Source organism: Microvirga aerilata (assembly GCF_016743775.1).
GTDB lineage: Bacteria > Pseudomonadota > Alphaproteobacteria > Rhizobiales > Beijerinckiaceae > Microvirga > Microvirga aerilata.
The window spans coordinates 263,194-283,368 of record NZ_JAEQMY010000001.1 but is presented as its reverse complement, the minus strand read 5'-3'; the positions used below and the strand labels follow the sequence as shown (position 1 = coordinate 283,368).

Sequence of the window (20,175 nt, the reverse complement as noted above, 5' to 3'; positions counted from 1 at the left end):
TTCCTTATCAAGCATAGAGGAGACTTTTCCGCTGCGGCGCCTGTTATCGGCGACGAAACTGAGGGCGGCGTTGACCCGCCGGCCGGGGCGCACCTGCGCCGCTGTCCTTGTGACGGAAGATCAACCGTCCCTTGTCGAGGTCGTAGGGCGACATCTCGACGGTCACGCGGTCGCCGGCGAGCGTCTTGATGCGGTTCTTCTTCATCTTGCCGGCCGTGTAAGCCACGATCTCGTGCCCGCTCTCAAGCTTCACCCGATAGCGCGCATCGGGCAGGATCTCCATGACTTCGCCTTCAAAGGTAATCAGTTCTTCCTTGGCCATGGCCACCCCTTCATAAAAACAAAAAAGCCGCTCCAGAGATGGGCGGCCCTGCCAGGCAGCGCGGGGAGCCGCGCCGCCTGTTGGTAACGGTGATTAGGCCGCCTGGATGTTGTTGACGGCAACCTTGCCGGAGCGGCGGTCTTCCGCCGTGTCGAAGGAGACCTTCTGGCCTTCGCGCAGGCCGCGAATGCCGGCGCGCTCAAGGGCGGTGGCGTGGACGAACACATCCTTGTCGCCGTTGTCGGGCTGAATGAAGCCGAAGCCTTTTTGGTCGTTGTAGAACTTAACGGTGCCCGTGTTCATGGGTGTATTCCTTGTCTATGCGTAAGTGCACGTGAGGCGCGGGCGTGCAGCAGCACACCTTTACGCTCGGGTTAGTCGATGTTTGGGAGAGTGTCTGAACGTGCGCTTGGCATGCCAAAGCGAAACAGCCCGATTGTCCGGCCAAATGTCGATATGAACCATCTAGAGATCACATGCGGCAAATACAAGGCGCACAGACTAAAATTCACTGGGATGATTCAGATCCTGGATCAGGGGCCTATATGTAATCCAAGATCTTCCAAGGGTAAAAGAGGGATATTACGCTAGTCTATCCCATTTCCTTCGTGGTCGGGCAGGTTTCGACTTGTAAATCTCTAACAGATCATCTATATCGTACAAATCCAACCGACATGTTCGGCCTGCTCTCTGAAGCTCATGATTGAGCGCCGAGCCCGCTTTCCGCACCTTTGAAGCTTGGTCGCTGCGTGGAACCACCCAGCGCATTCATCGTTTTGCCCCGCATTCGATTTCATCAACAAACATCAGCCGCACGGCCCAAGGCCGAAGCCGCTCGAGGACGCTATGCAAACCATAACCTACACAAAGCCCGCCAAGGTGCTGTCCCAGCCCATGCCGAAGAAGCAGCCTTACAAGACTGCCGCCACATGGCAGCCGCACCAGACGAGCCTTACCCGTGAAGAGATCCGGGCGATCATCATCGATCAGATCGGCTAAGACCATCAAGGCCGAGGATAATCAAAAGCCAGGGCAGCCAACTGCCCTGGCTTTTTTGTTGCGCCTGGCTCATTCGCGCCTCTCGCAGGGAACCTGCTTGGCGGTTTCGGGGGGAACCCCTGGTCGAATTGCACATTAGACAGCTGTGCTTTCGCGGCCACAGCAGATTTTCGTTTCGGGTTCTCACGGATGCCCTTCCTCGGGAAGGTCTGGGAACCCCGTGCATAATGGGAAAGAGGTGCCATGTCCGACATCGTCGTTAAAACTCCCATGCAGTATCTCGACAAGGCGACTTCAGCCCTGCGGGATCTCGGGATCACCCCTCCCCAAGCCATGGATGCGCCTATCAACGGGCTTCTGGAAAAGATTTCCGACCTTGATCAGGACCGGATCGTCATGATCGCCCGAACCCTCGGCCAAGCCAGCGTCTTCAACGAGGTCGTCCGCGAGCAGGTTCAGGCCATGGAGATCGGCGAGCGCTACCGGGAGATTGCGGAGTCCTTCAACTCCATCCGCGACGACGCGAAGCAGATGGTCGACCAGATCGCCGATGCGAAGATCGACCTTATGGAGCGCGTGACGAATGTCTGGATGAAAATTTCCCGCGGCGACATCTCCGATCGTTTCGATGACATCAGGAATACCTACCTGGATGTGACCCGCTCGACCAAGGATCAGGTTGACCGCGAGCACATCATTCTCGACGCCTACAGGGACTTCCGAGGCGCTCTCAAACATGCCGAAGTCATGGCCCTCGAGGTTCTCCGGACGGCTGAGCAGAAGCTCGATGCCGCAAAGGCGGAGCTGCAGAAGGCCTCTGACACGGTGGTCAACTTCAAGGGCACGGAAGTGGCGGAGCGGGCGCGCCTCGAGCTTGTACGTGACGAACATCTTCGCCGGACTCAGGACGAGGAAAAGCGCTACCAGATTGCCAAGGACCTCTCGGACAATCTGACCGTCAGCTACAACACCTCCGAAGTGATCATGGCGCGGCTGCTTCAGATGACGAACGCCAAGGAGCGCGTCTATGCCCAAGCCGTCAGCTTCTTCTCCACCAACGATTCCGTGCTGACCGCGTTGCGGGCCTCCTTCACGGGCATGTTCGGCCTCAACGAGGCAACACAGACCCTGAACGAGATGAAGGAGGGCGTCTCTCGAAGCCTGGAGGTGCTGGCCGAGATCGGCGACCAGGTGGGCGAGGCTGCCGTGAAGGCCGGCTACGGCCCCACGATCCGCGCCGATGCCGTGAAAAAACTCGTGGATTCCGTGATCACGTTCCAGGAACGCTCCCTGGAGATCGTCGGCGAGATGCGCAGGCTTTCGACGCAGAACTCGGCGGAAATCCGCGACGCGGTGGAAGATGGCAAGCGGCGCATCGCCCGGCTCGTGGCAGAGGGACAGGCATTGCCGACCAATGGCTGAGACTGCCGTCGCACCAGCGGAGCAAGCCGGCGGAAAGGCTCCCCAAAGCCTCGACGAGGTGATGCTCGCCATGGACGTGGTGGACACGCTCCGCCACCAGGAGAACCTTGTCAGCCGCGAACTCAGCGAGGAGCGCCGCGATGCGGAGCTGCTCGAACGGCTCCGCCAGATCTACCGAGGGCAGGGGATCGAGGTTCCAGACCGCATCCTTCAGGAAGGCGTGCAGGCTCTCAAGGAACAGCGCTTCGTCTACACGCCGCCGGCTCCGGGTTTCACCCGAACCGTCGCGAACGCCTGGGTCAATCGGGGGCGGATTGGCAGAAGTCTCTTGGCGCTTGTAGCGCTTCTGGGCTTTGGCTGGGGCGCTTATCACCTGGGCGTCGAGCGCCCGGCTCAGCAGCGGGCCGCCCAGGAGCAAGCCGCTGCCGAGCGCAACCGCACCGAACTGGCCCAAACCCTCCCCAGCGCCCTGGAACAGGGGCATGAAGATGTGCTTCGGGAAGCCAAGGTTCCTGTGGCACGGGAGAGGGCGGATCAGATCCTGGCGGACGGACGCGCCGCCATCGCGCGGCAGGACGCTGATGGCGCGCGGCAGGCGATCAACAATCTCGAAATCCTGCGTGCGGATCTCAGGCGGGAATTCGTCTTGCGCATCGTCTCGCGCCCGGGTGAACCCACCGGGGTATGGCGCGTTCCGCCGCGCAATCCCTCCGGTCGGAACTATTACCTCATTGTTGAGGCGGTCTCGCCCGATGGCCGGATCCTCAGCCTGCCGGTGACCAGCGAGGAGGACGGTCAAACCGCGACCACGTCCAAGTGGGGGGTGCGCGTGACGGAAGCGGTGGCCATGCAGGTGCAGCGGGACAAGAGCGACGACGGTATCGTCCAGCAAAATCGTCTGGGTGAGAAGCGCCGTGGCTCCTTGGATATCGACTATCTGATGCCGGTTCTCGGCGGCACGATCTTACGGTGGTAAGGCCATGATCTCGGGACGCCAGGCGCTCGCCCAAATCGAGCAAACGATTGCAAAGATCCGACAGCAGGAGGCACAGCTCGAACGGAACTGGCAGACCGCGACCGAGGATGTTGCGCGGCTCAGGATCGAGCGGACGGAAGCCTTTCGGGAACTGGCGCGGTTGAAGCTGAACGCGATTACGAAGAACGAAGTCGTCGGACAGCTGGACGCCGCCGAGCGCCAGGCACTCAACCTGATCGCGAGCCGCCGCGAGGCCCTCAATGCTCTCACGGCAAGGCGCCAGGAAGCCGAGACGAGAGTCCGCCAGGCCGAAGCCGAACGCCACGCCGCAGCGGAGGCTCTTGAGGCGGCCCTCGGCGAGGTGGAGTCGCTGCGCAAGGGCGTCGAGGCCCAGATCCGGGTCAGCGCCGACTGGACCGAAGCCCGCGCCCGCCTCGAGGAGGTCACAGGACAGGCCCAGCAGGCCGAGAAAAAGGCCGTGCAGGCGGAGACGGATCAGAACGAGAAGCGCAGGCCATATGAGGCCGATCCTCTGTTCATGTATCTGTGGAAGCGGAAGTTCGGCAGCGCCGCTTACAGGGTCAATTCCTTCAGCCGCTTCATGGATCGTCTCGTTGCGCGGGTCGTGGGCTACGACAAGGCGCGGGCCAACTACGTTCTTCTCAATGAGATACCGGCCCGGCTCCGAGAACATGCCCGCCGGATCATGAACGAGATGCGGGATGCGAGGGAGCGGTTGACTGCTCTCGAGCGCAGGGCTCTCGTGGCTGCCGGAATCGAGGCTGCGGAGGCGAAGGTCGCAGAAGCCCAGGGCGCGCTAGACGATGCCGATGGCAGGCTTGCGGAAGCGCGGGAGGCTCTGACCGCGATGGACCGCACCTACGACAGCTCGGTTCTCGATGGGGATGCGCCCTATCGCGAGGCTGTCGAGGTGCTGGCGGCCGCTGACGCCCGCGAGGATCTGAACCAACTCTATCAGGAGGCCCTGCGTACCCCGACGCCGCAGGACGAGGACATTGTCCAACGAATTCAGGCCACCGACAAAAGGATCACTGACGCGTTGCGTCACGCCGTGGATGCCCATCGCCAGCTCCAGGAAGTGGCTCAGCGCCGCGCAACGATCGAGCATGAATGGGAGGAGTTCCGCCGCCAGGGCTATGACAATCCCTCCGGAAGCTTCGGAAACGAGGTTGTGCTCGGCAATGTGCTGGGCGGTCTTCTCACCGGCGCGGTGGGTGGCGCAATCCTCGGTGAAGTTCTCCGCGGCGGCTTCCATCAGGGCCCGAGTCCCTGGGATTCCGGGTTCGGAGGCGGCATCCCGTTTCCGCAGCCGGGCGGCTTCGGAACCGGTGGATCGTTCGGAGGCGGCGGAGGGGGCTTCAGAACCGGCGGGTCGTTCTGATCGCGACATCGCAACGAACGGTTGCGCCAAGGTGCGGGCTTCCGCGTCGCCGCGGATGAGCGGGTTAACCGATCGCTCACCATGCTGAGCGGAAGGCGAAGCCGCTCATGAACGCTTCCTTCCTGCCCGGGGTTAACCCGGCGAACTCGCAAAGGAAGGCTTACTCTCATGACACCGATCTTGTCTTTCTGGAGCCAGAAATCTCAACCTGAGCACCAGCTTCCTGACGTCGTTCGCAAGCGCATTCTGGTGGTCGAAGACGACCTGATCATCGGTGCCCTTGCGGCTGAGGCGCTGGAGGAGGCGGGGTTATCGGTCCTGACCGCAGCGAGCGCGGAAGAGGCTGAAGTGATCCTTGCTCAGGAGGCCGTGGATGTTCTGTTCACGGACATCGACCTGGGTGGACGGGACGGCTGCGAACTTGCCGGCAGGGCGCGCGAGATCCAGCCCTGGCTTTCGGTTGTCTTCGCCTCAGGCCGGTCGCGGAGGTGCCACGCAGGCCGCATTCCCCTTGAGGCTCCGTTTCTCGCAAAGCCCTACCGCTTGTCGGACATGCTGAGCGAGGTCGATCGGGCTGCATGTGGAACATCGTACCAGTAGCAGTGGAAGGCCGTATCTGCAGCACGCCCACATTTATCCAAGGAGATTTTTCATGCGTTACGTACCGGCCGTTCTCGGCATCTATCTCGCAATGTCCGCTTCCGCGTTCGCTCAGGCGCCCATTGAGGTCGAGGCCTGTCGCTTATCGGGATTCGCGGCTCTCAAGGAGCGCTCGCCGTCAATCGAGCACCTGACCTTCGATATGGAGTCTTTGGCGATTTCCAAAGCGGCAACCAAAGTCGAGGACACGCCTATCAAGATGGTTGTCATGGGCGATGCTTATCTCCAGCGCGAGAAGAGCGACAAGCCGAACCGCTTCGTCTGCCTCGTGAGCGACAAGGGAAAGGTCGTGCTCACCTTCTTCACCGAACAGTAGGCGGAGCCCCGGAAGGCTTTAGTTCGGCATGCCGAAAGGGCAGGTGACTGCGGGTCCGGTTCCTACCTGCCTGTGTCGGGTTTCTGGTGATCCTCGAGATATTGACGCAGGGACCTGCCCACATCGTCGATATGCGTCTTGAGCAGGGCGCAGGCCGCAGCAATCTCTCCGGCCGCGCAGAGACGCAGGAGTTCGGCATGTTCGTCTTCGGCACGCTTCATGCCATCAGTCAGCGAAAGCTGAAGGCGGGTGTGCCTGTCGCATTCCTGGAGCAGGTTGGCCACGATCGACAGGGCTCGAGGCTGCCCGGCATGCCGGTACAGCAGCATGTGAAATTCGGTGTTCAGCTCACCCCAGCGCCTAACATGTTTTGCACGAAGCTCCGAGCTGTATTCCTGCAGGATCTGCCGGAGCTTGTCATAATCATCCACGGTCAGGTGCCGCACGGATGCCTCCAGCAGGCGTGGTTCAAGCAGGGCCCTGAGTTCGAACAGCTCCTGAACCTCTTCGATTGAGAGTTCCGAGACGATGGCTCCACGGTGCGGGAGAATCTTGACGAGGCCTTCCGCTTCGAGCTGCATCAAGGCTTCGCGAACAGGAATTCGGCTGACCCCGAACTCGGCGGCCAGGGCATCCTGCCGGAGCTGAAAGCCTGCCTTGAATTCACCATCCACGATCCGCCGCCGCAGGTCCTCGGCAACGGCAGAGGAGATGGTCCTGTGCTGAAGGGATTTCTGAGCAGGGCGGGCTGGGAGCTTGGCTGAAAGTGTCATCGCCTGAAATGTTCTGAAAACCTCGATGCCATCTGCTTTTCATCGATCCTGAATGGCTTGACAGCGAATTTTTTATACAATCTACAATACCGAAACGCAACGGCTGATGCAGGAGCAGGACAGATGGCGAAGAAGATTGGCTGGGAAGGGGTCTTTCCCGCGGTAACCACGCAGTTCAAGCCAAACTTCGAGCTGGACCTCGAAGCAACGGCGCGGGTGATCGATGGTCTCGTTCGGGACGGGGTCTCGGGGCTGATCGTCTGCGGGACGGTTGGAGAAAACACCTCCCTGAGCCGCTCCGAGAAGATTGCCGTCATGGAAGCCGCTAAGGACGTATCCCGCGGCCGGGTGCCGGTGATCGCCGGTGTCGCCGAGTTCACGACCCCCTTCGCGTCGGAGGTCGCCAAGGAGGCCGAGCGCGTTGGCCTTGATGGGGTCATGGTCATGCCCGCCCTGGTTTATTCTTCCAAGCCGCATGAGACGGCCGCGCATTTCCGCGGTGTCGCAAAGGCGACCGACCTGCCTGTCATGGTCTATAACAATCCGCCCATCTACAAGAACGACGTGACGCCGGATATTCTGGCCTCCCTGACCGATTGCGAGAATATCGTCTGCTTCAAGGATTCGTCCGGCGACACCCGCCGTTTCACGGACACGAAGAACATGGTCGGCGACCGGTTCGTGCTGTTCGCCGGCCTGGACGACGTGGTGGTCGAAAGCGTGATGTTGGGAGCCGTGGGCTGGGTCTCCGGCATGTCGAATGCATTCCCGCAGGAGGGAGAAACCCTGTTCCGCCTCGCCAAGGCCGGCCGCTACGAGGAGGCGCGCTCGCTCTATGAGTGGTTCATGCCCCTGCTGCACCTCGACGCGCGCCCCGATCTCGTGCAGTGCATCAAGCTGTGCGAGCACATCATGGGCCGTGGCTCCGACCTGACCCGTCCGCCGAGGCTGCCGCTGAGCCAGCAGGAGCGCGCGGAGGTGGAGGCGGTCATGGACAAGGCTCTCAAGGCGCGTCCCGCTCTTCCGGATGTGGGCTTGAGGTCCGCGGCCTGATGCCATCAGGGGGAGGGGCGTGGTCTCCTCCCCTGTTCCTATGTCAATTGCCAGTTTAAGCAGCGAGTGAAGCCATGGCGCGTCACACTTTCTTCTGCATCGACGGTCATACCTGCGGAAATCCGGTTCGCGTCGTCGCCGGCGGCAGCATTCCGCAGTTGAAAGGCGAGTCCATGTTCGACCGCCGTCAGCATTTCCTGGCGGAGTACGACTGGATCCGCACCGGCCTGATGTTCGAGCCCCGTGGCCATGACATGATGTCCGGCTCCATTCTTTACCCGCCGACGCGGCCGGATTGCGATGTGGGCATTCTCTTCATCGAGACGTCCGGCTGCCTTCCCATGTGCGGTCATGGCACCATCGGCACGGTGACGATTGCTCTCGAGAATGGGTTGATCCACCCCAAGACCCCGGGCCTCCTGCGGCTGGATACCCCCGCCGGCGTCGTCGAGGCTCGCTACGAGCAGAACGGCCCTTTCATCGAGCGTGTTCGGATCACCAACATTCCGTCCTTCCTGTATCGGACCGGCTACGAGGTCGAGGTTGAGGGACTGGGCCATCTGCTGGTGGATGTCGCCTATGGCGGCAATTTCTACGCCATCGTCGGGCCGCAAGAGCTTTATTCCGACCTGTCGGACGTCAACCCTTCGGACATCCTGCGCTGGAGCCCGAAGCTAAGGGAGGCGTTCAATGCCCGCTACCAGATCGCCCACCCGGAAAATCCAAACATCAACCGCCTGACCCACGTTCTTTGGACGGGCCGTCCCCAGACCGAAGGCGGCACGGCGCGCCACGCCGTGTTCTACGGCGACAAGGCCATCGACCGCTCGCCCTGCGGCACGGGAACCTCGGCGCGTATGGCGCACCTCGCCGCTCGCAACGAACTCAAGGAGGGTGACGAGTTCGTTCATGAGAGCATCATCGGCTCCACCTTCGTCGGACGCATCGAGGGGCGGACAACAGTTGGAGACCGGGATGCCATCATCCCGTCCATCGAAGGCTGGGCGCGGGTCACAGGCTTCAACACCATCATCATCGATGACCGGGATCCTTTCGCGCTGGGCTTCCAGGTCGTGGACCAAAGCTCCCGAGCCTGAACAGGACAGGTCATGCGGATCACGATCGTCGGTGCCGGAATCGTAGGCCTTGCCGCAGCCCATGCCCTTCTGGACAGAGGGCACCAGGTCACTCTGGTCGATCCAGGGAGCGACGGGGCACGGCCGACGGACGGCAATGCCGGGTGGATCGCCCACACCGACGTCATGCCGCTGGCATCCCCAAAGGTTTGGAGGAATCTGCCGCAATGGCTGATGGATCCTCTCGGACCGCTTTCCATCAGACCGGCCTACCTGCCTTTCCTGGCACCGTGGCTCGTGCGCTTCCTGCTGGCCTCGTCTCCGATGCGCATCAAGTCGAGCATTGGCGCCATACGGTCCATCAACGCAGAGGCCCTGCCGTCCTGGCAGGCCCTTCTCGACTCCCTCAACTTGGCGGATCACCTGCGGGAGAAGGGCATTCTGTCCGTGTGGAGAAACCACGGCGCCTTTCTGCGAGCGGACGACATCATCAACCGGCAGCGTCAATTCGGCATTTCCGTCGACGTCCTCGGCCCAAAGGACCTCGCGGATCTGGAGCCTGCGCTCCACAATGTGGAGGCGGGCGTGCTGTACCCGGAGGCATGCCATGTGTCCGATCCCGCGGCCCTGGCATCCGATCTTCTGAGGCTTGCCCGTGAACGGGGCGCAACGCATATCCCCGAACGGGCTTTGGCCGTGGAGCCCAAGAACGACGGGGTCCATGTTCATACGGATGGCGCAATTCGGCATGTGGTCGGCGACAAGGCGGTGCTTGCCGCCGGCATATGGTCGCGAGCGCTCGCAAAAAGGCTCGGGGATCGCATCCCTCTCGACACCGAGCGAGGCTACAACGCCACCTACCCGAAGGGCTCGTTCGGCCTCAACCGCCCGATCATGTTCGAGGGGGAGGGCTTCGTCACCACGCCTCTGGACGCGGGCGACCGGGTTGGAGGCGCGGTCGAGTTCGCAGGCATCAAGGCAGAGCCCAATCACGATCGGACATCTGCCATGATTTCACGTCTCAAGCGCTTCCTTCCCCATCTCGACGCCGATCAGCCGGCCAAGCGATGGATGGGATTTCGGCCATCGATCCCAGATTCCCTGCCCGTGATCGGGCCTGCCACTCGAGACAGCCGCGTCGTCTATGCGTTCGGCCATGGCCACCACGGGCTGACCCAGGCTGCGGTCACATCGCGACTGGTGGCCAACCTGATTGATGGGAGCTCCAGCGCAATCGACCTGAAACCGTTCTCGGCCCGACGCTTCTAGAAGCAATACCCCATGGTGGAAACAGGTGTTCAGCCTTTGGTTTGGCCCGGAAAATATCGCTGCCGGAGAGCTGTCCACTTCCGGATGCCCCAGATCGTGAACCGCCCGACCGGCGCCCGAAGGACAGGCACGTCATAGGCGATCAGCAGCAGGCCGAGCGGAAGCATCCAGATGCCCAGGAACGGCAGGATCGAGAAGATGCCGCCGAGAACGAGCAGCACCCCCACAGGAATGCGAACCCAGCGGGAATCCGGGTGCCGCAGGCTTCGGAGAACACGGGCTACCCTGCCGGGTACCTCGTGTTCCAGCTGCCTGAAGGCGCGCCGCAGGATAGCCTTGCCGTTGTCCATTCTCATGTCCTGTGAAGTGCGAACACGAGAAATCGGTTCCCCCGTTTCGTAACGGCAAGTCGAAGTTTGCGTTCATGCGTTGTCACCTCACGACCGGTAACACCAAGGAAGCATCTTGTCAGATCCAGGCCACGCAAACGTCCTCGACCAAGTCGCGCTCACCTTTTCCGATTGGAGGCCCCTGCGCCACGTGGAGGATCCGCTCCAGAAGGATTTGTCCGCAGTCGCTCGCGCCGGCGACTGTCTCTTTCTTGCCTGTGACGAAACGGCAAGCGTCGAGCGACTACGTCGTCTGGAGGACGGCACGTTCGGCGATCATCGCCACTACGTTCTCGATGAGTTCGTCAGCCTGCCGGGGGGCGCCGAGGGCGAAATGGACATCGAGGGCCTCTGCGCCGAGGGCGGCTTCCTCTGGATCGTGGGCTCCCACTCCCTCAAGCGATGCAAGCCCAAAAGGGATGAGAGCGATGCGGGCGACGCCCTCAAGAACATGGAGGACATTGAACGGGAGCCGAACCGCTACTTCCTTGGTCGGATCCCCCTCGTCGAGGAGGCGCCGGGCCTCTTCATGCCGGCTCGGCAGGACGGGGAGCGGAATGCCGCCTGGGTCAAATTCGGCAAGAAGCGCAGCTCCCTCGCCCGGTGGCTCGCAGGGGATCCCCACCTTGGCCCATTTCTGAACATTCCCTCGAAGGAAAACGGCTTTGACGTGGAAGGCCTTGCGGTTCAGGGGGACAGGGTATGGCTCGGGCTTCGCGGCCCGGTCCTGAGGGGCCATGCCGTCATCCTGGACCTGGACATCAAGGAGAAGGTGCCGGGCCGTCTCAAGGCCCGACATGTGGACGGCGAACGGCGCTACCGCAAGCATCTGCTCGACACGCGCGGTCTCGGCATCCGCGACATGCGCCTGGATGGCGACGATCTTCTCCTGCTTGTGGGGCCGACCATGTCGCTCGAGGGGCCTGCCTTCGTGCTGCGCTGGCGCGACGCCCTTCACGACAGCTCCTCCGGAGTCATCGATCCAGGCCGGATCGAAACGGTCGCGGAACTGCCTTACCAGCTTCATGCGGATCACCCGGAAGGGATCGATCTCTGGCCCGAGGGCGGTGCCGGCGCGTTGCTGGTGATCTACGATGCTCCTGCTCCAGAACGGACGGATCCCGACACCTTCACCGTACGGGCGGACGTAATCCGACCGCCGGGCCGGTCGGATCATGGCATCGTCTCACGGATCGTCGCTGCCTCCGGATTGCAGGTGTGAAACTCTAAAGCATAGCAGCCCTACACAGCCGGCAATTGTTAGCAGTCCGACAACCGGGTTACGGAGAATAATGGCCTTACGTGACTTCTCCCTGATGCTCCTGGTTTGCCTCCTCTGGGCAGCCCACACCATCGTCAGCAAGATCGTCGTCTCAGGGATGGAGATCCCGCCCCTGTTCTACGCCGCCGTTCGCTACGGTATCGTGGCGGCCCTGGCTCTGCCTTGGCTGCTGCCGACGCCGAAGTCCATGGGCCGGGTTCTTCTCGTTGCATTCCTGATGGGGGGCGGCGGCTTTGCCTTGTTCTTCATGGGCATCAAAACAGCCAGCCCCTCCAGTGCTGCGATCGTGACCCAACTCGGGCTTCCCATCACGGCGCTCCTGTCGTTCGCGATGCTGGGCGAAAGGATCACCTGGAGGCGAGGGCTCGGAATCGCACTGACCTTTGTCGGGGGCGTGCTCGTGATGTGGGATCCCCGCAGCGAGACACCGATCTCTGCCGGGCTCGTGCTTGTTCTAGGCTCTGCTGCGGCGGGATCTCTGGCTGCGGTCATGATGAAGCAGGTGAAGGGGGTGCGGCCCTTGCAGTTCCAGGCTTGGGTCGGCCTTGCGTCGGTCGTGCCGCTGGCTGCGCTGACGACCGGGATCGAAACCAATCAGCTTGCTCATGCCGTGGAGGCGGGCTGGGCCTTCGTGGCTGCCCTCCTGTTCTCGGCGCTGATCGTGTCCCTTTTGGCTCACACGATCTATTATGGCCTGATTGCAAAGTATCCGGCCAACCTGATTGCCCCTCTCACCATCATGAACCCGCTGCTGACGGTAGCGCTCGGCATCAGCATCACCGGAGACCAGTTCGATGCCCGAATGGCTCTCGGCACCGGGATCGCCTTCTGCGGAATTCTGATCATCACGGTGCGGCGCGACCGTATCCTGCCTCATTCACTGCTCGCATGGAGCCGCTCCCGGAAGCCTTGATAGAACCCCGGTCCATCGGATGGGCCGGGCGGCATCGGCGACGGTGGTCCGATCGCATTACGGAGCTTCATGCTTCAGCCCTGAAGCCGACCGGATGGTAAGCTCATCCTGATCCGGCTGGCACAGACTGGCTGTCTGAAGGAGGCCATACCCGAAGGTCGTGTCACGACCGGGCTTGCCGAGATCCAGCGTGCCGTTCTCCAGGACCGCCTCCAGGCTTGAGGCATCCAGCGTGGCGTTGGAGGCGCGCAGGACCGCCGCCGCCGCCGAAACGAACGGAACCGCGTAGGATGTCCCGCTCCTGGTCGTGCCGCCGCCTCCGGGGGCGGCAACCCACAGATCCACCCCGGGAGCTGCCAGGTCGACATACTCGCCACGGGTTGCCCGGTTATAGACATCGAGCTGCCGGTTCACTGCAGTGACGGCGATCACGCCGGGATAGGCCGCAGGATAGGACGGCTCGGCGCCCGCACCGTTGTTCCCTGCGGCTGCCACGATGATCATCCCCTTGGCCTGGGCGGATGCAATGGCGTTCTTCAGCACCTCATTGGGTGGGCCGGAGAGGCTCATGTTCACAACACGCACATTCCGGTCCGCAAGAGCCTCCAGGGCGAGGACCAGGGACGTCACGTCGGTGCGGTCGGCCGTTCCACCATCGCGATAGAAGGCATCCACCGCCAGGATCTTCGCTCCGGGAAGAAGCCCGGGAGCGCTGCTGCCGCTCCTGCCCGAAAGGAGCGCCGCCACGGCCGTGCCATGATCGGGTTTCGACGGGGTGCCTCGGGCTCGGGGGCTTGGAAGAACCTCGATCGGTTGCCCGCGCAGGGCTTCATGCTCGCGGTCGATGCCGGTGTCGATCAGACCGATGGCCGGAAGTGGGCCGCATTGATCGGGGGAGGGGGGCTTCCAACCCACCAACGAGACGGCCTCGCAACCGGGACCCGTGCAGCTCGGGCCTTCATCCGTGTAGTAGAAGTGGTCGAAATCTGTCGCGGCCGCAGCGTCGACCACACGGACGGCACGTTGGGCCTGGGCGAGCGACATTCCGCGGGGAGCGACGAGCCGAACCACATTCGCAATGGTGCCCTTCGTCCGCAGTTCGGTCCTGAAACCCTGTGCCGACAGACGAGCAAGATCGTCCGGGCTCAACCCGACAGCAACAATCGACCGCTGTGCCTGCCTCGGCTTCGGCAAGGATTGTTCGATGGCCGCCGTGTTCACCTTGGGGCGAGAAGAGGGGTTTGTGCTTCCGCTCGGCAGTTTCAGGTTGGTCTTGGCAACCCCTTTGCGGTTTGCATCGGTGCGGCTTGCCTGAGCTTGCGCGCGGCCACGCTGACTTGCACGAGATACGGCCTGCTTTGATCCGACGCCTAGCGGATTCGCCTTGGCTCTCGTGGCGTTCCTTCGCGTTACGGCGGTTACGGCCGCGTCGATCGGCGCAGCCACGGCTGGCCGAAGATTCTGGGAAACCGCTCCAAAGAAGGACGATATTCCCCCGAGTGGTGCGGATGGGGCAGGCCGGTTGCTCGATGCATTGCCTGCCTGGGTCTTTCCTGCACTCTGGCCTGAGGAGTTCCCCTGACCCGGTGCGCTCCCCTTGCCCGATGAGTTCCCGGGGGATGAGTTTCCCTGGCCGGATGCATTGCCCGGTCCCGACGCGTTTCCTTGTCCTGCAGAATTCCCTCGTCCCGAAGAGTTCCCTTGACCCGCGGAGTTCCCTTGGCCAGCGGAGTTCCCTTGACCCGCGGAGTTCCCTCGTCCCGAAGAGTTCCCCGGGCCCGCGGAGTTTCCTTGGCCCGATGAATTTCCCCTGCCGGATGAATTTCCAGGGCCCGAGGAGTTGCCCTGACCCGAGTTCGCACCGCCGTTCCCGTTTCCGGCTCCACCTGCATTGCTGCTTCCGCCGCCGGCACCGTTTCCGGCTCCGCCCGCGTTGCCGCCGCCTCCGCTCGCGCCGTTGCCGGCGCCGCCGGCGCTGTTTCCGCCGCCGGCACCCTTGCCAGCGCCGCCCGCATTGCTGCCGCCTCCGGCGCCGTTTCCGCCTCCGCCTGCATTGCCGTTGCCGCCTGCGTTGCCGCCGCTACTACCCTTGCCTCCGCTGTTTCCGTTGCCGCCGTTACCGTTTCCGCCACCGTTCCCGCCGTTCCCCTTGCCCTCCTTGGACATTGCAGCCCAGTCATCCAGGGACACACGGAGACCCTCCCTGAGATCAAGCTGAAGCCGGAGGGGCCAAACAAGGGCAATGCACGATGCTGCAATCAGGAGGGAACGCCGTCTTGGTATCATTTAAACAGCTCGCTCTTGCACCCCTGCCGGGATTGTTACTCAAGAAGCTAATGATCGAACTCTGGGTTATGCAGCGAACTGAGATGCTGTCATATCGAACAAGCCATGAACCTGAGGATGCGGTCCAAGGAACACCGGACGCACGTCACATAATAACGGCCGAGCCAGGCAATTTGTTTCAAGTATAAATGAGAACTCTGAACGGTTGCAGAACGGAATTTCAGGAAATGCATGAGCAGCAGGTCATCATGATACTGCCGGCATCATGATATGCCCCTTCAGCCAAGCTGTCAGCCAGGACTGTTATTGTAATTTTACCACGTCAACGGGACCGGAAATCTATACTGTCGGTGAGTCGGAGAAGTATGAACAGATCATGAATAAAAATGTAGCGTCAGGAAGCTCCTGCGTGTTCATCAAGCGTTCATCATCATCGGCAGCGTGTAGATCGGATGCTGCATCCCGCTGTTCTGTGAAACTACTTCCCGACATGCGCGTTTTATGTCCAACGGGTCATGATCCCGCGTATTTACTCGAGGAGATAGAGCATGTCGAAGAAGATCCTTCTCACTGGCGTCGTTCTGGCCGCTCTTGCGCCTGCCGCTGCCTTTGCTCAGTCGGGCGGTGCGGCCGCCGGTGCTGCGACGGGCGCCGTTGGCGGAGCCATTGTGGGCGGTCCGGTCGGCGCTGCGGTGGGTGGCGTCACGGGCGCGATCGTGGGCGGCATTGCCGACCAGCAGCAGCCTGAGTTCCGCCAGTATGTGACCACCCAGAAGGTCCCGTCCTATACCTACAGGGAAGAGGTCCGCGTGGGTGCGGTTCTGCCGGAATCGGGCGTGACCTACCATGAGGTTCCGACCGAGTATAAGGTGAAGGGCTATCGCTATACGGTGGTGAACGACACCCCCGTGCTCGTCGAGCCGGGCAGCCGCAAGATCGTACAGATCATCCGCTAAGGATCTTTTGCCTTGAGCTGAATGTGGGCGGTCCCTTGAGGCCGCCCACCTTTTTTGTCGATACCCTGAACGTGCTTGGAAGAACCTGATGAGGGCAGGCCTGCCATGCGCCTGCCGCCCTCAAGCTCTCACGATGCAGAATGGAATAAGTAGAAGCCGTTCGCTGCGGCGGATGCATGGGCCGCAGCCGCATCGAAGCCGGAGAGCGCCCCGATGTCGAGGGAGCGGGCATATTCCCAGCTGTCATCGGTCTGGAAGGCCGGAACAGGGACGCTCTCCGGCACAGCACAATACAGTTCCGTTTCGTCCTTGCGCCGGAAGAGATTGTAGGTACGCATCGGCAAGCCTCCTCATATCATTCTGATCGGCTTGTAGCCTTACCGGCATCATGGGGCAGGAATATGAACCTTTGGACAATCCAAGACTAACCGAGGTCGCCCGATGAGCGAGGGTCATCCATGTGCCGACATTGCTGCCGGACGCGGTTTGCCCGTAAGGTGCGCACAAGATCGCCCGCAAGGGTGGAATAAAACGATCAGCTGTCCCGTTAATATCCAATCAGGCCATGCGGAGCAGGAATGCCGGCAGCCATAGGACACGAACTGGTGGCGCTCCTGCCACGATTGAGGCGATTTGCACTGGTGCTCTGCCGCTCGCAGCCGCTTGCGGACGATCTGGTGCAGGGGGCCTGCGAGCGTGCGCTTGCCAATGCAGGCAGCTGGACGCCAGGGACCCGGTTCGATGCATGGATGTTCCGAATACTCCGCAATCACTGGATTGACCACCTCAGACGGACGAAAGCTGAAGGCATGACGGAAGACGTAGCGACGCAGACGCAACTGATAGGGGATCCCGGCGAGGGGCCGATCCTGAGCAAACTCGTTCTGTCGGAAGTCCAGCAGGCCATCGAAAGCCTGCCGCAGGAGCAACGGGAGGTTCTCGTCCTCGTCTGCGCTGAAGATCTTAGCTATCGGGAGGCTGCCGATGTCCTGAACGTGCCGATCGGCACCGTCATGAGCCGCCTTGCACGGGCACGCAAGAGACTTGTCGAGTTGACGGCTGCTGCCTGAGTGCCGGTGAGATGGGATCCGCGGAGTAAAACATATGTCACAGCTTCATCTCAGCGATGAAATCCTCATGGCCTTCGCGGACGGCGAGCTCGATGAGCCTGTTGCGGCGGCGGTTGCAAAAGCCATGGTAGACAGCCCCGGCATTGCCAAGCGGGTTGTCGATTTTCAACAAAGCCGCCGTCTGACGCGCTCGGCCTTCGCCAACGGGTCGGCCTCTCCCGTGCCGCCTGAACTCTATGCTGCCGTATCGGCTCAGATACGAGCTTTCGAGGCGACCAATCGTCAGGCTGCCGAACCCCGGTTTCGTGAGGCAAGAAGCCCTCGTTTCGGCCGCGGATCGCCATATCTGAACGTCGCCTTGGCTGCATCTGTCGCGGCCATTGCGGTCGCTACAGGATACTTTGCCGGCCGACAGAGCGCGTGGGACAACGACAGCCTGATCGCACAGCTGGACCATCCCCTGATCCGCAGTGAATTGAGCAGAGTCGCGTCAGGTCGCGACGTGGAACTGCCTGACGGGCGGATGAGGGTCATCTCGACCTATCGCCTCCAAGATGGCTCCCTCTGCCGTGAGTTCAGGCTTCAAGCGTCGTCTGGCGCTGCAAACGCCATTGCATGCCACCAGGGCCGGTGGAACGTTGCCCTTGCCGTAACAAGCCCCGCCAACGATGCTGGCTATATCCCGAGTGATGGGACCGATCTGACAGCAACCTATCTCCAGAATGCGGGTGCGGGCGAGCCCCTTGTGGAGGATGCGGAGGCAAAAGCGCTGGCAGAAGCCGCTCGCTGAGCCACAGCCGCGCAGCCCCAAGGTCCGGCGTGATCGGGACGCCGACGCTTTTCCAGAAAAATTCCAAAGAGCTGGAATAAACAGGTTACGCGATCCGTTCTTCATTCGTCTTGGCTAGCGATTGAGGGTTGGCATGCGTGTCGCGTCACATCTAGCTTTCGCCGTATTCACCTTGGGCACCGTTGCCACGCCCGGCGCAACGCCGAATGCAATCAGCCAGACCGTGTCGTGGATGTCCCCGGCTCAGCAGCATGCCGTCGTCGATGCTGCCCGCGACATCACGGGAGATCCTGCTGTGAGAGCGCAGGCTCGGCAGAAAAGCCAACCGGACAACGGGGTCGAGTGGGGAACGTCCCTTGGAGAAACGCTGCCTGAGACGGTCGAGCTTCATCCTATTCCAAGGCATGAAACCTATCGCTACGCAGTCATGAACGATCATCGCGTCATCGTCGATGCGGCGTCCCGCAAGGTTGTCTACATCATAAAGTGACGCTTGGGGGCTTTAACGGCACAGAGCGATTTCTCTGCTGCGAGAAAAGGCGAATTTATTATGTCGTTACAAAGCTTGAACCAAAGCCGGCGAGCGCTCCAGGCCCATGATGAGCCTTCGGTGCAGGTCGTTCCCATTTGCAGCAACTCTCTCCTCCGCCTTGGACTCGAGAATATCCTCTCCGATACGCACTTTGTCGTGTCCCACAGGGCATATGACGGCGCTTCGGAGGTGCCTGGCATTCAGGACGAGACATCCGTTCTGTTCATCATCGACGGAAGCAGTCACCTCAACGATGCGGTCGATCAGGTGAGGCATCTGCGGACACATTCCCCAACGGCTAAGATCGTCGTGCTGGCCGACCGCTTCCAAGCCGATACCGTGGCGGCGGCATGGGAGGCGGGAGCCAATGGTTTCTGCCTATCGAACATCAAGCGCGACATTCTCATTCGTTCTCTTGAACTGGTGATGCTCGGTGAGGCCGTGCTTCCGTTCTCGGTCGTTTTGTCTGCAATGGAAGAGCTGGCGCATCATGCCGTTCCGAAGGCTGCAGAGGCGACGTGGAATTTAGAAAATTCCGAGCTGAAAGGCCGGAAGCTCTCCGGCCGTGAGGCCGAAATCCTGATTTATTTGAAGGAGGGAGCCCCCAACAAGGTCATTGCACGGAAGCTGAAGCTGTCAGAAGCCACGGTGAAGGTCCACGTAAAGGCGATTTTGAAGAAGGTCGGCGCCGGCAACCGCACCCAGGCGGCTCTCTGGGCTGCCCACAATCTGTCTACAACCGCTGACGCCTGCGGCGGCGAAGTGACCTGACGGTCAGCCGACCCTTCAAGGCTAGAGATAGCGATCTTAACATAAGTTAACAAAATGTGTTATGGGTTCGGGAACGTCGATCATCCTCCAGGATTAATTGTCTGGCTTCATCAAGAGAGCTGGCTGGGAGGGGATTTGCTATGACTGACGATGGCATGGAAGACTGGTCTGTAGGCCAAATCGTTGTTGTTCCGCACTCATGGCGGGGTGACGGCCTCTGGAACGAGATTCAGCTGGAAGCGCAGGATAGAATCGGCGCCGACCTGCGGCAGACCTATGCGGAGTTGCTCCGCCAACCCCTGTCGCCAAGTCTCATGAGCCTCGTTTGCCAGATCGAAGCCCAGATAGGAGCTTCTCCTCGTAATGGTTGAGGATACCCTGCGGGATCAGATGCTGGCTGCTGTTCCTCATCTGCGGGCGTTTGCCGTTTCACTGACGAACCATCCTGACCGGGCCGATGACCTGGTGCAGGACACCATCCTGCGGGCATGGGCCAATAGTGACAGGTTTGAGCGCGGAACGAACCTCAACGCGTGGCTTTTCACCATTCTGCGCAACTTGTTTCACTCCGAATATCGTAAGCGCAAGCGGGAGGTCGAAGACGGGGATGGGGCTTTCGCCGCCCGCCTCAAAACCCATCCCAATCAGCAGGCGCATCTCGATTACGAGGATTTCCGCATAGCTTTGGCGAAGCTGCCTCTGGATCAGCGCGAGGCGCTGCTTCTGGTCGGAGCCCAAGGCATGTCCTACGAGGAGGCTGCCGAGGTGTGCAAGGTGGCGATCGGAACGGTCAAAAGCCGGGTCAATCGCGCTCGCGCAAAGCTGGTTGTCTTGCTGGACCTTCGGGACGAAAACGATATCGGCCCCGACAACGTCATCAAGGCCGCTCTTGCGGCAGAATAAGCCTGCCGTCTGGCC

The 20,175-nt window shown here is 61.4% G+C and carries 24 protein-coding genes; 18 read left to right on the top strand and 6 right to left on the bottom strand.

What is annotated here, in order from left to right:
- Nucleotides 1–43: 43 nt before the first annotated feature.
- Together infA and JKG68_RS01335 are read right to left on the bottom strand one after the other, a co-directional pair.
- A complete protein-coding gene (infA, locus tag JKG68_RS01340; protein ID WP_202055279.1) occupies nucleotides 44–322 on the bottom strand; it encodes a translation initiation factor IF-1 in 279 nt (92 codons plus the stop codon).
- A gap of 93 nt (nucleotides 323–415) precedes the next feature.
- Nucleotides 416–625, bottom strand: coding sequence for a cold-shock protein (locus JKG68_RS01335; RefSeq protein ID WP_202055278.1), 210 nt, complete (start codon nucleotides 623–625; stop codon nucleotides 416–418).
- 543 nt (nucleotides 626–1,168) lie between these two features.
- On the opposite strand from JKG68_RS01335, the gene JKG68_RS01330 reads away from it, so the two are divergent.
- From JKG68_RS01330 to JKG68_RS01305, 6 genes are all read left to right on the top strand, one after another.
- The gene (locus JKG68_RS01330; RefSeq protein ID WP_202055277.1) at nucleotides 1,169–1,321 is read left to right on the top strand and encodes a hypothetical protein; all 153 of its coding nucleotides are present in this window, start codon (nucleotides 1,169–1,171) and stop codon (nucleotides 1,319–1,321) included.
- A gap of 243 nt (nucleotides 1,322–1,564) precedes the next feature.
- The gene (locus JKG68_RS01325; RefSeq protein ID WP_202055276.1) at nucleotides 1,565–2,743 is read left to right on the top strand and encodes an RLV_5639 family protein; all 1,179 of its coding nucleotides are present in this window, start codon (nucleotides 1,565–1,567) and stop codon (nucleotides 2,741–2,743) included.
- Entirely contained in the window at nucleotides 2,736–3,719 is a 984-nt protein-coding gene (locus tag JKG68_RS01320; RefSeq protein ID WP_202055275.1) for a DUF6384 family protein, read from the top strand. Before JKG68_RS01325 ends, JKG68_RS01320 begins: the two co-directional genes overlap by 8 nt.
- Before the next feature lie 4 nt (nucleotides 3,720–3,723).
- Nucleotides 3,724–5,121 (top strand): coiled-coil domain-containing protein, encoded by a 1,398-nt coding sequence (locus JKG68_RS01315; RefSeq protein ID WP_202055274.1) that lies wholly within the window; start codon nucleotides 3,724–3,726, stop codon nucleotides 5,119–5,121.
- Nucleotides 5,122–5,289: 168 nt separating this feature from the next.
- The gene (locus JKG68_RS01310; RefSeq protein ID WP_202055273.1) at nucleotides 5,290–5,721 is read left to right on the top strand and encodes a response regulator; all 432 of its coding nucleotides are present in this window, start codon (nucleotides 5,290–5,292) and stop codon (nucleotides 5,719–5,721) included.
- A 52-nt stretch (nucleotides 5,722–5,773) separates the two neighbouring features.
- Nucleotides 5,774–6,097, top strand: a complete 324-nt coding sequence (locus JKG68_RS01305) for a hypothetical protein (protein ID WP_202055272.1) — start codon at nucleotides 5,774–5,776, stop codon at nucleotides 6,095–6,097.
- A gap of 62 nt (nucleotides 6,098–6,159) precedes the next feature.
- Here JKG68_RS01305 and JKG68_RS01300 read toward each other — a convergent pair whose 3' ends face one another.
- Complete coding sequence (locus tag JKG68_RS01300; RefSeq protein WP_202055271.1) at nucleotides 6,160–6,870, bottom strand: GntR family transcriptional regulator; 711 nt, start codon at nucleotides 6,868–6,870, stop codon at nucleotides 6,160–6,162.
- 123 nt (nucleotides 6,871–6,993) lie between these two features.
- On the opposite strand from JKG68_RS01300, the gene JKG68_RS01295 reads away from it, so the two are divergent.
- From JKG68_RS01295 to JKG68_RS01285, 3 genes are all read left to right on the top strand, one after another.
- Nucleotides 6,994–7,923, top strand: coding sequence for a dihydrodipicolinate synthase family protein (locus JKG68_RS01295; RefSeq protein WP_202055270.1), 930 nt, complete (start codon nucleotides 6,994–6,996; stop codon nucleotides 7,921–7,923).
- A 74-nt stretch (nucleotides 7,924–7,997) separates the two neighbouring features.
- Nucleotides 7,998–9,020, top strand: a complete 1,023-nt coding sequence (locus JKG68_RS01290) for a 4-hydroxyproline epimerase (protein WP_202055269.1) — start codon at nucleotides 7,998–8,000, stop codon at nucleotides 9,018–9,020.
- Between the two features lie 12 nt (nucleotides 9,021–9,032).
- Nucleotides 9,033–10,268: an NAD(P)/FAD-dependent oxidoreductase gene (locus JKG68_RS01285; protein WP_202055268.1), complete on the top strand. Its 1,236-nt coding sequence runs from the start codon at nucleotides 9,033–9,035 to the stop codon at nucleotides 10,266–10,268.
- 29 nt (nucleotides 10,269–10,297) lie between these two features.
- Here JKG68_RS01285 and JKG68_RS01280 read toward each other — a convergent pair whose 3' ends face one another.
- Complete coding sequence (locus JKG68_RS01280; RefSeq protein ID WP_202055267.1) at nucleotides 10,298–10,618, bottom strand: hypothetical protein; 321 nt, start codon at nucleotides 10,616–10,618, stop codon at nucleotides 10,298–10,300.
- A gap of 115 nt (nucleotides 10,619–10,733) precedes the next feature.
- Here JKG68_RS01280 and JKG68_RS01275 point away from each other — a divergent pair, with 115 nt between their 5' ends.
- Together JKG68_RS01275 and JKG68_RS01270 are read left to right on the top strand one after the other, a co-directional pair.
- Entirely contained in the window at nucleotides 10,734–11,879 is a 1,146-nt protein-coding gene (locus JKG68_RS01275; protein WP_202055266.1) for a DUF3616 domain-containing protein, read from the top strand.
- Nucleotides 11,880–11,949: 70 nt separating this feature from the next.
- A complete protein-coding gene (locus tag JKG68_RS01270) occupies nucleotides 11,950–12,852 on the top strand; it encodes a DMT family transporter (protein ID WP_202055265.1) in 903 nt (300 codons plus the stop codon).
- Nucleotides 12,853–12,909: 57 nt separating this feature from the next.
- Here the strand turns inward: JKG68_RS01270 and JKG68_RS01265 are convergent, their stop codons facing one another.
- Nucleotides 12,910–14,298, bottom strand: coding sequence for a S8 family serine peptidase (locus JKG68_RS01265; protein ID WP_202055264.1), 1,389 nt, complete (start codon nucleotides 14,296–14,298; stop codon nucleotides 12,910–12,912).
- 1,388 nt (nucleotides 14,299–15,686) lie between these two features.
- Here JKG68_RS01265 and JKG68_RS01260 point away from each other — a divergent pair.
- Complete coding sequence (locus JKG68_RS01260) at nucleotides 15,687–16,094, top strand: DUF1236 domain-containing protein (protein WP_202055263.1); 408 nt, start codon at nucleotides 15,687–15,689, stop codon at nucleotides 16,092–16,094.
- A 128-nt stretch (nucleotides 16,095–16,222) separates the two neighbouring features.
- On the opposite strand, the gene JKG68_RS01255 is transcribed toward JKG68_RS01260, so the two are convergent.
- Nucleotides 16,223–16,432, bottom strand: coding sequence for a hypothetical protein (locus JKG68_RS01255; RefSeq protein WP_202055262.1), 210 nt, complete (start codon nucleotides 16,430–16,432; stop codon nucleotides 16,223–16,225).
- Between the two features lie 240 nt (nucleotides 16,433–16,672).
- On the opposite strand from JKG68_RS01255, the gene JKG68_RS01250 reads away from it, so the two are divergent.
- From JKG68_RS01250 to JKG68_RS01225, 6 genes are all read left to right on the top strand, one after another.
- On the top strand, nucleotides 16,673–17,164 hold the full coding sequence (locus JKG68_RS01250) for an RNA polymerase sigma factor (RefSeq protein ID WP_202055261.1): 492 nt from the start codon (nucleotides 16,673–16,675) through the stop codon (nucleotides 17,162–17,164).
- 34 nt (nucleotides 17,165–17,198) lie between these two features.
- Nucleotides 17,199–17,954, top strand: coding sequence for an anti-sigma factor (locus JKG68_RS01245; protein ID WP_202055260.1), 756 nt, complete (start codon nucleotides 17,199–17,201; stop codon nucleotides 17,952–17,954).
- Nucleotides 17,955–18,087: 133 nt separating this feature from the next.
- On the top strand, nucleotides 18,088–18,444 hold the full coding sequence (locus tag JKG68_RS01240; RefSeq protein ID WP_202055259.1) for a DUF1236 domain-containing protein: 357 nt from the start codon (nucleotides 18,088–18,090) through the stop codon (nucleotides 18,442–18,444).
- A gap of 120 nt (nucleotides 18,445–18,564) precedes the next feature.
- Nucleotides 18,565–19,257 (top strand): LuxR C-terminal-related transcriptional regulator, encoded by a 693-nt coding sequence (locus tag JKG68_RS34460; RefSeq protein WP_202055258.1) that lies wholly within the window; start codon nucleotides 18,565–18,567, stop codon nucleotides 19,255–19,257.
- A gap of 140 nt (nucleotides 19,258–19,397) precedes the next feature.
- Entirely contained in the window at nucleotides 19,398–19,628 is a 231-nt protein-coding gene (locus JKG68_RS01230) for a hypothetical protein (RefSeq protein WP_202055257.1), read from the top strand.
- A complete protein-coding gene (locus tag JKG68_RS01225) occupies nucleotides 19,621–20,160 on the top strand; it encodes a sigma-70 family RNA polymerase sigma factor (protein WP_202055256.1) in 540 nt (179 codons plus the stop codon). The genes JKG68_RS01230 and JKG68_RS01225 overlap by 8 nt, the downstream gene beginning before the upstream one ends.
- Nucleotides 20,161–20,175: the final 15 nt, after the last annotated feature.